The organism is Pseudomonas halotolerans (genome assembly GCF_039581215.1).
Taxonomy (GTDB): Bacteria; Pseudomonadota; Gammaproteobacteria; order Pseudomonadales; family Pseudomonadaceae; genus Aquipseudomonas; species Aquipseudomonas tehranensis.
This window is the reverse complement of record NZ_JBCNTJ010000004.1, coordinates 215,277-229,412: the sequence shown is the minus strand read 5'-3', so window position 1 is coordinate 229,412 and position 14,136 is coordinate 215,277. Positions and strand designations below refer to the sequence as shown.

Annotated in this window: 13 protein-coding genes; 3 read left to right on the top strand and 10 right to left on the bottom strand. The window is 61.2% G+C overall.

All coding sequences use genetic code 11. The features are described 5' to 3' along the window. Positions 1–274 precede the first annotated feature (274 nt). The 3 genes from tsaB to ppc all read right to left on the bottom strand — a co-directional run bounded on the left by tsaB (position 275) and on the right by ppc (position 4,617). Entirely contained in the window at positions 275–952 is a 678-nt protein-coding gene (gene tsaB / locus AAIS01_RS07795) for a tRNA (adenosine(37)-N6)-threonylcarbamoyltransferase complex dimerization subunit type 1 TsaB (protein ID WP_092401281.1), read from the bottom strand. A 94-nt stretch (positions 953–1,046) separates the two neighbouring features. Beyond that, positions 1,047–1,697, bottom strand: coding sequence for an adenylate kinase (gene adk / locus AAIS01_RS07790; protein ID WP_343468505.1), 651 nt, complete (start codon positions 1,695–1,697; stop codon positions 1,047–1,049). 289 nt (positions 1,698–1,986) lie between these two features. After that, positions 1,987–4,617: a phosphoenolpyruvate carboxylase gene (ppc, locus tag AAIS01_RS07785; RefSeq protein ID WP_343468504.1), complete on the bottom strand. Its 2,631-nt coding sequence runs from the start codon at positions 4,615–4,617 to the stop codon at positions 1,987–1,989. A gap of 189 nt (positions 4,618–4,806) precedes the next feature. Between ppc and AAIS01_RS07780 the strand changes: the two genes are divergently transcribed. The 3 genes from AAIS01_RS07780 to lptF all read left to right on the top strand — a co-directional run bounded on the left by AAIS01_RS07780 (position 4,807) and on the right by lptF (position 6,764). After that, complete coding sequence (locus AAIS01_RS07780) at positions 4,807–5,151, top strand: pilin assembly protein (protein ID WP_092454117.1); 345 nt, start codon at positions 4,807–4,809, stop codon at positions 5,149–5,151. Positions 5,152–5,510: 359 nt separating this feature from the next. Further along, positions 5,511–5,924, top strand: a complete 414-nt coding sequence (locus AAIS01_RS07775) for a DUF4398 domain-containing protein (RefSeq protein ID WP_047227532.1) — start codon at positions 5,511–5,513, stop codon at positions 5,922–5,924. A gap of 51 nt (positions 5,925–5,975) precedes the next feature. After that, positions 5,976–6,764 carry a lipotoxin F family OmpA-related lipoprotein LptF gene (gene lptF / locus AAIS01_RS07770; RefSeq protein ID WP_343468640.1) on the top strand — a complete coding sequence of 263 codons (789 nt, stop codon included), beginning with the start codon at positions 5,976–5,978 and terminating at the stop codon, positions 6,762–6,764. A gap of 180 nt (positions 6,765–6,944) precedes the next feature. On the opposite strand, the gene AAIS01_RS07765 is transcribed toward lptF, so the two are convergent. The 7 genes from AAIS01_RS07765 to prfB form a co-directional block, all read right to left on the bottom strand. Further along, the gene (locus tag AAIS01_RS07765; protein WP_047227531.1) at positions 6,945–7,274 is read right to left on the bottom strand and encodes a PA3694 family proteiin; all 330 of its coding nucleotides are present in this window, start codon (positions 7,272–7,274) and stop codon (positions 6,945–6,947) included. Further along, positions 7,271–8,176, bottom strand: coding sequence for an alpha/beta hydrolase (locus AAIS01_RS07760; protein ID WP_343468503.1), 906 nt, complete (start codon positions 8,174–8,176; stop codon positions 7,271–7,273). Before AAIS01_RS07760 ends, AAIS01_RS07765 begins: the two co-directional genes overlap by 4 nt. Positions 8,177–8,324: 148 nt before the next feature. Continuing rightward, entirely contained in the window at positions 8,325–9,602 is a 1,278-nt protein-coding gene (locus AAIS01_RS07755; RefSeq protein ID WP_047227529.1) for a flavohemoglobin expression-modulating QEGLA motif protein, read from the bottom strand. A 36-nt stretch (positions 9,603–9,638) separates the two neighbouring features. Then, positions 9,639–10,193: a hypothetical protein gene (locus AAIS01_RS07750; protein ID WP_343468502.1), complete on the bottom strand. Its 555-nt coding sequence runs from the start codon at positions 10,191–10,193 to the stop codon at positions 9,639–9,641. A gap of 169 nt (positions 10,194–10,362) precedes the next feature. After that, positions 10,363–11,079 carry a TetR/AcrR family transcriptional regulator gene (locus AAIS01_RS07745; protein ID WP_343468501.1) on the bottom strand — a complete coding sequence of 239 codons (717 nt, stop codon included), beginning with the start codon at positions 11,077–11,079 and terminating at the stop codon, positions 10,363–10,365. Between the two features lie 102 nt (positions 11,080–11,181). Beyond that, positions 11,182–12,684, bottom strand: coding sequence for a lysine--tRNA ligase (gene lysS / locus AAIS01_RS07740; RefSeq protein WP_092401298.1), 1,503 nt, complete (start codon positions 12,682–12,684; stop codon positions 11,182–11,184). Between the two features lie 108 nt (positions 12,685–12,792). Next, a protein-coding gene (prfB, locus tag AAIS01_RS07735) for a peptide chain release factor 2 (protein WP_107321555.1) occupies positions 12,793–13,888 on the bottom strand; the annotation gives its coding sequence in 2 pieces (ribosomal slippage) (positions 12,793–13,815 and positions 13,817–13,888; 1,095 coding nt in all). Between the last annotated feature and the right edge of the window lie 248 nt (positions 13,889–14,136).

Below are 14,136 nucleotides of genomic sequence, written 5' to 3'. Positions count from 1 at the left end.
GCGCAAATGCGCAAGTGATAACTAGAGCACATAAAGTCAAAAAGGTTTAAAAACGGGTCGAAAAAATGACGACTGGTAATATTGGGTGTGACTTTGGGGTGGGGAAATAACTTTTTTGACAAAAGAGTTCAGCACCACTGAGTGTAGGAGCTGGCGAAGCCTGCGATCTTTTCATCTTTGATTTTGCACTTAGGATTCAAGTGTCAATGGAAAGATCGCAGCCTTCGGCAGCTCCTACAACGCTGCCCACTGGGGAGTTCGGTTCAGCCTGGGTCTAGCGCTCGGACTTGGGCGTTGCGACCTTGTCCCGCAAGTACACCGGTTGCGCATCGTCGGCCGGGATGGCTTCGCCGCGCTCCCAGGCGAAGCGGGCCAGGGTCAGCAGGTCTTCGGCGTGCGGCAGCATCGAGGCGTCCTGGCCGCTCAGGGGGACGGCAATCCGCTCGCCGTAGCCCCAACCGGTACCGGCGCCGAACCAGTCGCCGCTGGCGTCGGCAGGCAAAGCCGCCGCTTCGGGGGGGAGTACCGCTTCGACGCCCACCAGGCGCATCTCACCATCGGTTTCGCGGTAGCAGCCCCAATACACCTCGTCCATGCGCGCATCAATGGCCGCCGCGACCTGGCTGACGCCCTGTTCACGCAAGGCGCGCTGGGCGAGTACCGCCAGGTTGGACACCGGCAACACCGGTCGCTCCAGGGCAAACGCCAGGCCCTGCACCACGCCGACGGCGATGCGCACGCCGGTAAACGCTCCCGGCCCACGACCAAAGGCAATCGCATCCACAGCCTGCAAAGTGGTGCCGGCATCGCTGAGCAATTGCTGGATCATCGGCAGCAGCTTCTGGGCGTGCAAGCGCGGGATCACCTCGTAATGGCTCGTGACCTTGCCGTCGTGCAGCAAGGCAACGGAACAAGCTTCAGTCGCGGTATCCAGGGCCAGCAAGGTGCTCATCGGTGTGTCCGTAAATCAGGTGGGAAAAAGTGTGCCAGTATAAACAACTCCGGCCCGCAAGCGGGCCGGAGTTGTTGGCTGTGGATCAGACGTTTCAGCTCAGCGCTTCAAGCACCTTGCCGGTGATCGCTTCAACCGAACCGACGCCCGCGATGTAGCTGTACTTGGGCTTGCCCTGAGTCTTGGCGGACAACGTCTGGTAGAACTCCACCAGCGGTTTGGTCTGGGAGTGGTAGACCGACAGGCGATGGCGCACGGTTTCTTCGGTGTCGTCCTTGCGCTGCACCAATGCTTCACCGGTGATGTCGTCCTTGCCGGCGAGTTTCGGCGGGTTATAAACGGTGTGATAGACACGCCCGGACGGCTCGTGGACACGACGACCGGCGATGCGTTGAACGATCTCCTCGTCGTCGACGGCGATTTCGACAACGTGATCCAGCTCCACGCCAGCCGTAACCAAGGCTTCGGCCTGCGGAATGGTGCGCGGGAAACCGTCGAACAGGAAGCCGTTGGCGCAATCGGCTTGAGCGATGCGATCCTGGACCAGCGCGATGATCAGGTCATCCGACACCAGGCCGCCGGCATCCATGATGCTCTTGGCCTTGACGCCCAGCTCGGTGCCGGCCTTGACTGCGGCACGCAGCATGTCGCCAGTGGAGATTTGCGGGATACCGAATTTTTCGGTGATGAACTTTGCCTGAGTACCTTTACCGGCCCCGGGAGCTCCCAGCAGAATGACGCGCATCGATGTGCTCCTCAATTTTTTTATGTAAACGCTCGGATTCGCCTCGTGGGGCCAATCTCGGAAAACAGGATCGTGACCGCCCAAACGGCCAAAGGCTGATCAAGATACACAGCAGGCCCGACCCACACAAGCCGCCGAAAGTCGGAGGAACCCGCGCACGATGCGACCTTTGAAGAAGGTGGCGATCGTCGCAACCGGATAACAAACTGTCGCCAGGACGACCTGCTCCCTGCCCCCCTGAATCTCGCCCGGGGATACCGGGCGAGACGTTTCGGTACGCTGCTTCACCTTAGCCGGTGTTGCGCAAACCGGCGGCAATCCCCGCCACAGACACCAGAAGCGCCTGTTCCACGGGGCTGCCCTGGGCAACGTCCTGCTGCCGCGAACGGGCGAGCAGTTCAGCCTGCAACAGGTGCAAGGGGTCCAGGTAGGTGTTGCGCAGGCGAATGAATTCCAGGGTATCAGGGCTATGTGCCAGTAGCTGCGACTGGCCGGTCAACCCCAGGACCACCGAGCACGCCTGCGACAATAGGTCGCGTAAATGCTCGCCCAACGGTAACAGCGCAGGCTCTACCAAACGCTCATCGTAGGAGCGCGCGATGTCCGCGTCGGCCTTGGCCAGCACCATCTCCAGCATGTCGATGCGGGTGCGGAAAAACGGCCATTGCTCGCGCATCTGTCCCAGTAACTCGCCCTCGCCGCGTTCCAGCGCTTTGCTCAGGGCGGTTTCCCAGCCCAGCCAGGCCGGCAACATCAGGCGGGTCTGGGTCCAGCCGAAGATCCACGGGATCGCCCGCAGGCTTTCGATGCCTCCGGCCCGGCGCTTGGCCGGGCGGCTGCCCAGCGGCAGACGCCCCAGTTCCTGCTCTGGTGTGGACTGGCGGAAATACTCGACGAACTGCGGATTTTCCCGCACCACGGCGCGATACGCCTTGACCCCGTCGGCCGCCAGTTCATCCATCAGATGACGCCACTGAGGTGTGGGCGGCGGCGGTGGCAGCAGTGTCGCTTCCAACACTGCGGCGAGGTACAGATTGAGATTCTGTTCGGCGATGTCCGGCAGGCCAAATTTGAAACGAATCATTTCACCCTGCTCAGTGGTACGGAACCGCCCGGCCACCGAACCCGGCGGTTGCGACAGAATCGCCGCGTGAGCCGGACCGCCGCCACGCCCCACGGTGCCTCCGCGACCATGGAACAACAGCAGTTCGACTTGCTGTTCGCGGCAAATGTCCACCAGTCGTTCCTGAGCCCGGTACTGCGCCCAGGCCGCCGCTGTCGTGCCGGCATCCTTGGCCGAATCGGAATAGCCGATCATCACCTCCTGAGGCCCTTGCAGCCGTGAGCGATAGCCCGGCAACAGCAACAGTTGCTCGATCACTGGCCCGGCGTTGTCCAGGTCGGCCAGGGTCTCGAACAGCGGCACCACGCGCATGGGCCGCAATACACCGGACTCTTTCAACAAGAGCTGCACCGCGAGCACATCGGAGGCCGCCCCCGCCATCGAAATCACGTAAGAACCCAGGGACGCCGCCGGCGCCGCCGCCACTTCCCGGCACGTGGCCAAGACTTCCGCCGTATCGGCCGACGGTTTGAAATGAGCGGGCAACAGCGGACGCCGGTTGTTCAGCTCCTCCAGCAAAAAGCCGATGCGCTGCTCCTCGCTCCAGTCCTCATAGCGGCCCAGGCCCAGGTAGTCCGTAATTTCAGTCATGGCTGCGCTGTGGCGCGTGGAGTCCTGGCGCACATCGAGCCGCACCAGGAACAACCCGAATGTCACGGCCCGGCGCAAGCAGTCGAGCAGCGGCCCGTCGGCGATCACGCCCATGCCACACTCGTGCAGGGACTGGTAGCAAAGCTCCAGCGGGTCCAGCAGTTCGCGATTGTTCTGCAACACATCGGCAGGGGCTGGGGTGGTGACTTTCAGGGATGCCTGGGCCCAATTGCGTGTGGCGCGCAGGCGTTCACGCAATTGTTTGAGCACGGCACGGTAGGGTTCGGCGCTGTCGCCGGCCTGGGCGCGCAAAGCCTCGCTGGCTTTTTGCATGGACAGCTCAGCCGCCAGGTGATCAACGTCGCGCAGGTAAAGATCCGCCGCCATCCACCGCGCCAGCAACAGCACTTCGCGGGTTACCGCAGCGGTGACATTGGGGTTGCCATCCCGGTCGCCGCCCATCCACGAGGCAAAGCGGATCGGTGCAGCCTCCAGCGGCAGGCGCAAACCGGTGGCGGCATGCAGGGCCTGATCGGCTTTGCGCAGGTAGTTGGGAATGGCTTGCCACAGCGAATGTTCGATCACCGCAAAGCCCCACTTGGCCTCGTCGACCGGGGTCGGCCGGGTGCGGCGTATTTCTTCGGTGTGCCAGGCTTCGGCGATCAACCGTTGCAGACGCTCGTGGATCTGCGCGCGCTCGGCGCTGGTGAGATCGCGGTGGTCCTGGGCCGCCAGTTGCGCGGCGATGGCGTCGTATTTCTGGATCAGCGTGCGCCTGGCCACTTCCGTGGGGTGGGCGGTGAGCACCAGCTCGATTTCCAGCCGTCCCAATTGCCGCGCCAGGGACTCGGCGCCATGGCCCTCGGCCCGCAACCGCGCAAGCAGTTCGGGCAACACCCGCGCCTCGAACGGTGCCGGCTTGGACTCTTCGCGCCGGTGGATAAGTTGGTATTGCTCGGCGATGTTGGCCAGGTTGAGGAACTGATTGAACGCCCGCGCCACCGGCAGCAGTTCGTCCTCGCCCAACTGATTGAGGCTGGCACTGAGTTCGGCGTCCATGGAGCCGCGTCGATCGGCCTTGGCGCCCTTGCGGATCTGCTCGATCTTGTCGAGAAACCTGTCCCCGTACTGTTCGCGGATGGTGTTGCCCAGCAGCTCGCCGAGCAGGTGAACATCCTCGCGCAAGCGTGCATCGATATCGGTCATCAGCAGTTCTCCAGCAAAAGGTCCGGACAGCTCTTGGGTTACACGATCAAGAGAGAGTGCCGACGCAAGTCGTTTATGACAAGCGACGAAGAGACTTTAAACCTTGTCGGACAAAGCTAGTCTCATGGATAAGCCACACAAAGGCTTGTCACTCTGCGCGCCTGCCATCCGCGGGCTATTGAGGCCATCATGAAAATCCGTGAGCTCGCCCAGCATTGGGAAGAAAACGCCAAGGGTTGCCTGACCCAGACCGGCTACACCATTCATCTGGACGTGGAGGCCGCCGCGCGCCTGGCGGCGATCTGCGAGATGTACCCCAAGCGCCAACCCGAGGAACTGCTGGGCGAATTGATCGGGGCGGCGCTGGAAGAACTGGAAGCCAGCTTTCCTTACATCAAGGGTTCGCAAGTGGTGGCCACCGATGAAGAAGGTGACCCGCTGTACGAAGACGTCGGTCCGACCCCGCGATTTCTCGCCCTGTCGCGGCGTCATCTGCACGAACTCTCCTCACGCAACGACAAAGCCAAGCACTGACACACCTCTTGCGTAGGAGCTGCCGAAGGCTGCGATCTTTTTCAGTTCTCCAGCCGAAGATCAAAAGATAGCAGCCTGCGGCAGCTCCTACAGGCATACGCCAAAAATAAACATGCTCGGGAAAGACAGGGAATACCGCTGCGCGCCTTGAAAGTTCAGCTTTTTTGGCGCTGACCGATCAGTCAGTAAAACTTTTGGCGATTGGCCATCCTCGCTGAACTTTTGAAAAACGCCTCAGGTCACACCGAGTAACCATACTGGAACGGTCGTTTAAATAAACGCGTCCTGGCGCCAGCGCCGAAACAGACGTCACGGCTTTGGTCCCAGCATGGATTTGTAGTTTTTTCAGGAGTTTTCCAATGGAGTTGAAGCCTATGAATACCTGCACTGCCAAACCCTCATCCACTGGCCTGCGCGGCCTGAAGTTGGCTGCCCTGGCTATCGGTAGCAGCTTCATTCTCGCCGGTTGCGCCGGCAACCCCCCTTCGGAGCAGTACGCGGTGACCCAATCGGCGGTCAACAGCGCCGTCAGCGCCGGCGGTACCGAATTCGCCGCTGTGGAAATGAAGTCGGCCCAGGACAAGCTCAAGCAGGCCGAAATCGCGATGCACGACAAGAACTACGAAGAAGCCAAGCGTCTGGCCGAGCAGGCCGAGTGGGACGCCCGTGTCGCTGAGCGCAAGGCCCAGGCCGCCAAGGCCGAACAGGCTCTCAAGGACTCCCAGAAAGGGGTTCAGGAACTGCGTCAGGAAGGCATGAACAAGCTTCAGTAAGCCGTTCACGCCGCGACGTACTTCTCATTGATAAAAGGACGACAGACTATGATGCACAAACATTTGATGATCCCCGCCCTGCTGGCCGCCTGCGTCTCGCTGGCCGCGTGTTCCACAGATCCGAACGTGAACCTGGAACAGGCCCGTACCAACTACAACGGTCTGCAGGCCGACCCGGCCGCGACCAAGGTTGCCGCTCTGGAAACCAAGGACGCCGCCGACTTCCTGGCCAAAGCCGACAAGGCGTACATGGACAAGGAAGACGAAGCCAAGGTGGACCAACTGGCCTATCTGACCAACCAGCGCGTGGAAGTGGCCAAGCAGACCATCGCCCTGCGCAATGCCGAGGCCGAACTGAAAAACGCCGGCGACGAACGCGCCCGTGCTCTGCTCGAAGCGCGTAACGCGCAGATCAAGCAACTGCAAGACAGCCTCAACGCCAAGCAGACCGAACGCGGCACGCTGGTGACCTTCGGTGATGTGCTGTTCGCCACCAACAAGTCCGAGCTGCGTTCCAGCGGCCTGGTCAACGTGAACAAACTGGCCCAGTTCCTCCAGGAAAACCCGGACCGCAAGGTGATTGTCGAAGGCTACACCGACAGCACCGGTTCGGACGCCTACAACCAGTCGCTGTCCGAGCGCCGCGCCAGCTCCGTGCGTATGGCACTGGTGAAAATGGGCGTCGACCCGGCGCGCATCGTGACCCAGGGTTATGGCAAGGAATTCCCGGTGGCGGACAACACCAGCGTCTCGGGCCGTGCGATGAACCGTCGGGTGGAGGTGACCATCTCCAACGACAACCAACCCGTCGCCCCGCGCGCGACCATGAGCGCCAATTGATCGGCTGACCGCAACTGAAAAGCCCCGCCTGAGTGAATCAGGCGGGGCTTTTTATTGGCTATACACATTCCCCCTGTGGGAGCGGGCTTGCTCGCGAAGGCGTCGGATCAGTGACCTATCTGGAGACTGACACACCGCTTTCGCGAGCAAGCCCGCTCCCACAGGGGAATTGTGACTGGGTTACGGCTCAAGCTTCTGCGGCGTCTCCTGCCCCATGCATCGCACCGCACGCTTCTTCTCGTTGATCAGCACGCCGGTCAGGCCTTTCTGTTCGGTGTCGAACAGCACCAGCACACCATCGATGCATTGGGCGACCTGTGGGGCCGGTTCCAGAGCGACTTTGTAGTCTTCGCCCGGCACAGTCTTGAGCATGGTGAACTCGTTGAGCAGCAACGCATCCTCGGGCTTGGCGAAGTGCAGGTAGCCGTAGTACCAGAGCACCGCGACGGTGCCGAGGATGCTGCAGATACCGGTGATGATCAGGGGGATGGCGTTACGTTCTTCGCTCATTGCGGGCTCTCTGAAGATTCAACGGATGATTTCGGATAATTCGGGATCTCGCCCAGGCGGCGCAGGCCGTCGAAGTGCCAGGGGTCGTCGAGATAGCGCAGCATCACCGTGCGCCAGACCGGGTCGGCGAATGTCTGCACATGCCCACCGCGAGTCAGTTGCAGGACCCGGGGCGGCGGCGCAGCTTGATACAGACGGATGCCGTTGGAAAGAGGCACGATGGGATCATCGAGGCTGTGGTAGATCAATTTCGGTACGCCCTTCAATTGCGCCACCGAACCGATTGCGCTGTCACCGTCGGGCACCAGCCAGGACAGCGGCACTTGCAAGGCCCAGGTCAGCCAGGACGTGCTCAGGGCGAAACGCCCTACGTCGCGATAACTGGCGGGCACGCCATCGAGCACCAAAGCCTTGAGTTGCGGCTGACGCTCGGGATGATCGGCCAGGTAATGCACCGCCAGCGCGCCGCCCAGGCTCTGGCCGAGCAGCACCAACGGCTTGCCTTGAACCTCAGGCGCCTGGTCGAACCATTTGAACGCCGCGTCGATGTCCTGATAGATCGCCGGCAGGCTCGGCTCGCCTTCGGACCGGCCGTAGCCGCGGTAATCCACCATCAATACCTGGTAACCCTGCTCGGGCAACCACCAGCTCCCCCCCAGATGCCAGGCCAGGTTGCCGCCGTTACCGTGCAAGTGCAGTACAGTGCCCTTGACCTCCACCCCTTGTTTGACCGGCAGCCACCAGCCGTGGAGCTTGAGACCGTCGGCCGTGGTCAAGGTGACGTCGCGATACTCGAGTTTGGCCCGCTCGGGGGTAAAAGGCAGGCCGCGTTCGGGGTAGAACAGCAGCGAGCTGCACCCGCTCAGAGACAGTAAAAGGCAAATGATGCCGAGGGTTCGCATCCGGTGAAACCTCGCAAGAAAAGAGTTGGAACACAGTCCCCTGTGGGAGCGGGCTTGCTCGCGAAAGCGGTGGGTCAGTCAACATCATCGTTATCTGACCCTCCGCTTTCGCGAGCAAGCCCGCTCCCACAGGGGGACGGTGTTGTGCTCAAAGGATATTGGAATAATCCGCTTCGATCCGGTCCAGGCTCAGGTGGTTCAGGAAGTTGGAGAAACACATCCAGGCCGACAGCGCGTTCATGTCGCGGAACTGTTCCGGCAGGTATTTGGGTGGCACGACCAGGCCTTCGTCCACCAGTTGGCGCATCGTGCGCATGTCTTCCAGGGTGGTTTTGCCGCAGAACAACAGCGGCACCTGTTCCAGCTTGCCTTTGCGTACGGCCAACTGAATGTAGTTGTAAACCATGATGAAGCCCTTGAGGTAGGACAAGTCTTTGGTGAATGGCAGACCGGTCGGCACCGAACCCCGGAAAACCCGGCTGGCGTTGCCGTAGCTTTCGCCCATCTCAAAGCCCTGCTCACGGAAGAACTCGTATATCTGCAGAAAGTCCGCCCCCTCCTCCACCATGTGAATGGCCCGGGTGCGGTTGGTGAGTTTGCGCAAGCGACTGGGGTAAGAGGCGAAGGTGATGATCTCCATCAGGATCGCCAGGCCTTCCTGAGTCACCGTGGACGAGGGCGGCCCCTTGGACAGGAAGGTGCAGATCGGCTGATTCAGGCCGTTGAGGGTGGTGCCGACGTGCACCAGGCCCTCATGGACTTCCAGGGCCCGGACGTCACGGTCGTTGAACATCGCATCGGTGCGAATCTTGATGTAATCGGCACCGGCCGCCGCGTCAGCCACGATCCCGTCGGACTCGAATACCCGGATGGTTTCCTCGGCTTCGCCAAAGACCCGGTTGAGGCGATGCTGCAGCAGGCTGACAGCGTCCTGGGCGGTCAGAATCTTCGGCTCATCCTTCAGGTCGCCACGGCCGTCAATGTTGTTCAAGTAATCGGACAGCATCAGCCCCAGGTCAGCCAGGGTCGGGTCACCGGCATGGAACGCGTCGGAGGCGGCGCCATACAGCTCCTGGGAGATCAGCCCGAAATCCTCGGTGCCACGCGCTTCGAGCATGCGCACCACCATGCGGTATTCCTTGCACATGCGACGCATGATCTGGCCGACCGGGTTGAACTGCCCGAGTTGACGGGTGATGTCGCGTTCGATGTTCTGGAATTCCAGCTTCACTTTGCTGGAATCGAAGGACAGGGGCCGGTTGAGGTAATAGTCGCGGTCCACGGCGGGCATTTCCTTGCCCTTGGCCTTGAGGAAACCCTTGCGGATGCTTTCGTCCCACTTTACTGCGTCGAGAATGCGAATCGGCGTTTGCGCCAGCACAATGCGATCGGACAAGGTGCGTATCGTCTGCTGGTAATCGTCCACCCGGAACTCCTGTGAATAAACGTCCGCTTGTTGCAATTATTGGGATTTGACCAGCCGCTGGTAGCGCACGGCCTCCGAGAACACATCGGAGTTGGCCGGGTCGTCGAGGTAACGGAAAACCGTGTCCATGTCGCTGTCCACCAGCACGCCGTCACCTTCTTCGCTCTGGTTCGGCTGGCCGCTGAGGATCTTCTGGCCGATGGCCTGGTTGATCTGATCCATATCCAGGTTGTAGATCACCAGTTCCTGCTTGTCGGTCAGTTCAAAACCGGCGATCACGAAATGCCCTCCAAAGCGGGCCGGCACCTTGGCCGACAGATACCAGCGGCTGCCGTGACGGGAGACGGTCACCGGGATGGCTTCGCGCTCCAGAGGCCTGGCCCTGAAGTACGTGACGGCTTGATACCGGCGCGGGCCCACTTCGGCCAACTCCAGGTTGAGCGGCTCGCCCCAGGCGTTGGTGCTGGTCCAGTGGCCGACCAGGCCTTGGGGCGCAGCTTCGCTGTCGGGCAACGGCGTCTTGAAGGACACCAGGCAGCCACTGAGCAGCAGCAACGACACGGCCAGTACAACGGCACGCCAGGCTTTCATTTGAACTCCTATGCAAATGTGGCGAGGGGATTTATCCCCGCTGGGCTGCGCAGCAGACCCAAAGGCTGTCAACTCAATTTGCCTGGCACGCTGAGTTGTCTGGTTGTAGGGCCGCTGCGCGCCCCAACGGGGATAAATCCCCTCGCCACAAATGCGTGTTCCACCAAGGTTACACCGACGCCAATACCAGGTGCATGTAGCGGGTCAGGATGCCGAGCATTTCTTCTGCCGCTACCGGCTCGGCGCCATTGAGCAAGCCTTGATATTCCATCCGTCCGATAATCGCCGTCAACACTTTGGCATCCTGCTGGGGTTCGCGCGAGCCTAAAACCTGGAAAAACTGACAAGTACCCTGCAGCAGGATTTGCTGGTGGGAGCGCACCAGCTCCGCCAGACGCGGGTTGAGCAGTGCTTCCTGGCGAAATGCCTGTTCTGCCATCAGGTATTCGCGCCGGCTGTGCAATTGATGCTGCACGTAGTCGGCGGTCATCCGGGCGATGTCGTCCGCCAACTGCGAGCGGGATTCTGCGCTGCCATCTCCGTAGGCAACCATCTCCCGCAGCAGGCCTTCATTGTTGGTCCACAGCTTGGCCATGAACGCCGCGCTGCGCTCCACGTACTGGGCGAAGGTATCGGTCAGCAGGTCATCGATGTCCTTGAAATAATACGTCGTGGCCGACAGCGGCACACCCGCTTCGGCGGCCACGGCGCGGTGGCGTACCGCCCGCACACCATCGCGCACCACAATGCGCATGGCCGCGTCGAGAATCTCCTGGCGACGCTGTTCACTGCCCTGCCGGCTGGCCTTGCGACCCTGGTACTGAACACTTTCAGCGACAGCAGTGGCGACGCCCGCCGCACCTTCTGGAGCCATTGCACGATTCACGACAGGTCTTTCCTCGCTATTTCAAAAATAACCAATTGATACGTTTGTACCAGACAGGCAATAAAAAGCCGCCTGTTGGAGGCGGCTTTTTAATTGAAACACTTACGCTTGGGGCCGCATGTGCGGGAACAGAATGACATCCCGGATCGACGGTGAGTTGGTCAGCAACATCACCAGGCGATCGATGCCGATGCCTTCGCCGGCCGTCGGCGGCATGCCGTACTCAAGGGCGCGCACGAAGTCGGCATCGTAGTGCATGGCCTCGTCGTCGCCGGCGTCCTTGTCGGCCACCTGGGCCATGAAACGCTCTGCCTGATCTTCGGCGTCATTGAGCTCGGAGTAGGCGTTGGCGATTTCGCGGCCACCGATGAACAGCTCGAAACGGTCGGTCACGCTTGGGTTCTCGTCGTTGCGACGGGCCAGCGGCGACACTTCGAACGGGTACTGGGTGATGAAATGCGGCTGCTCCAGCTTGTGCTCGACCAACTCTTCGAAAATCATCACTTGCAACTTGCCCAGCCCCTCGAAGCCGAGCACCTTGGCGCCGGCTTTCTTGGCGATGGCACGGGCCTTTTCGATGTCCTGCAGGTCGGCCGCGGTGATGTCCGGGTTGTACTTGAGGATCGAGTCGAACACCGACAGGCGCACGAACGGTTCGCCGAAATGGAACACCTTGTCGCCGTACGGCACGTCGGTGGTGCCGAGCACCAACTGCGCCAACTCGCGGAACAGCTCCTCGGTCAGGTCCATGTTGTCTTCGTAGTCGGCGTAGGCCTGGTAGAACTCGAGCATGGTGAACTCGGGGTTGTGCCGGGTCGAAACGCCTTCGTTACGGAAGTTGCGGTTGATCTCGAAGACCTTCTCGAAGCCGCCCACAACCAGGCGCTTGAGGTACAGCTCCGGCGCGATACGCAGGAACATTTCCATGTCCAGGGCGTTGTGGTGGGTTTCGAACGGCTTGGCCGCCGCACCGCCGGGGATGGTCTGCAGCATCGGTGTTTCGACTTCGAGGAAGTCACGCTTCATCAGGAAGCTGCGGATATGGGCGATGACCTGCGAGCGCACGCGGAAGGTCTGGCGCACGTCTTCGTTGACGATCAGGTCGACGTAACGCTGACGATAGCGTTGCTCGGTGTCGGTCAGGCCGTGGTGCTTGTCCGGCAGCGGGCGCAAGGACTTGGTCAGCAGGCGCACACTGGTCATTTCGACGTACAGGTCGCCCTTGCCGGAACGGGCCAGGGTGCCTTCGGCGGCAATGATGTCGCCCAGGTCCCAGGTCTTGACGGCGGCCAGGGTTTCTTCCGGCAGGGTCTTGCGGTTGACGTAGACCTGGATGCGCCCGGTCATGTCCTGGATCACCATGAACGAACCACGGTTGAGCATGATGCGACCGGCCACCTTGACGGGAATCGCGGCCTCGGCCAGCTCTTCCTTGGTCTTGTCCGCGTACTTCTTCTGCAGAACGTCGCAGTACGCGTCGCGGCGGAAGTCGTTGGGGAAGGCCTGGCCCTTGGCGCGCTCGGCAGCAAGCTTTTCCTTGCGCAGGGCGATCAGGGAGTTTTCTTCCTGTTGCAGGGCTTGCGGGTCGAGTTCTAGGTCGCTCATGTCTTTAAAGATTCCATCACAGGTTCGTTGCCCCCGGCCCCGGGCCGGAGTTTGCGGCCAGGCCTCGCTCCCCTTGGAAACGTGCCTGCCCGCCGCATGGGTGTCGCGTTACAGCCCTTGTTTGAGGCTGGCGATCAGGTATTCGTCGATGTCGCCGTCGAGCACCTTGTCACAGTCGCTGCGTTCGATGCTGGTGCGCAGGTCCTTGATCCGCGAGGCGTCGAGTACATACGAACGGATCTGGTGACCCCAGCCGATGTCCGACTTGGTGTCTTCCAAGGCCTGGGACGCCGCGTTGCGCTTCTGCACTTCCTGCTCGTACAAACGGGCCCGCAGCATTTTCATCGCGGTGTCCTTGTTCGCGTGCTGGGAGCGTTCGTTCTGGCAACTGACCACGGTGTTGGTCGGTACGTGGGTAATCCGTACGGCCGAATCGGTGGTGTTAACGTGCTGACCACCGGCCCCGGAGGAACGGTAGGTGTCGATGCGCAGGTCCGACGGGTTGATGTCGATTTCGATGTTGTCATCGATTTCCGGCGAGACAAACACGGCCGAGAACGACGTGTGGCGACGGTTACCGGAGTCGAACGGACTCTTGCGCACCAGGCGATGCACGCCGATCTCGGTGCGCAGCCAGCCAAAGGCGTATTCGCCCTTGATGTGCACGGTGGCGCCCTTGATCCCGGCGACTTCACCGGCCGACAGTTCCATGATGGTCGCGTCGAAGCCGCGTTTGTCGGCCCAGCGCAGGTACATGCGCAGCAGGATGTTGGCCCAGTCCTGGGCTTCGGTGCCGCCGGAACCGGCCTGGATGTCCAGGTAGGCGTTGTTGGCATCCATCTCGCCACTGAACATGCGCCGGAATTCCAGCTTGGCCAACGCCTCCTCGAGGCGTGTCAGCTCGGCGACAACATCGCCGACGGCACCTTCATCGTTTTCTTCGACAGCCATGTCCAGCAGGTCGCGGCAGTCGGCCAGGCCGCTGGACATTTCATCCAGGGTCTCAACGATCTGCGCCAACGCGGCACGCTCGCGGCCCAGCTCCTGGGCGTACGACGGGTTGTTCCAGACATTCGGATCTTCAAGCTCGCGATTGACTTCGGTCAGACGCTCATGCTTTTGATCGTAGTCAAAGATACCCCCGAATAGTTTCGGAGCGCTCGGACAGGTCCTTGATGGTGTTCAGGATCGGGTTGATTTCCATGGCAGGCAGCACTCGTTGGCGAACTTTTGAAAGCCGGCGAGTATAACGTAATCAAGCGCCAGCGGCAGCCCGCCTGGCGGCTTTAGGGGTAATGAGTCCGCCACCTAACCTGTGGCGAGGGGATTTATCCCCGCTGGCTGCGAAGCAGCCCTAAAACCCGACAACTCGGTGTGCCAGGCAAATTGAGTTGGCTACCAAGGGCTGCTTCGCAGCCAGCGGGGATAAATCCCCTCGCCACAAATAAATCC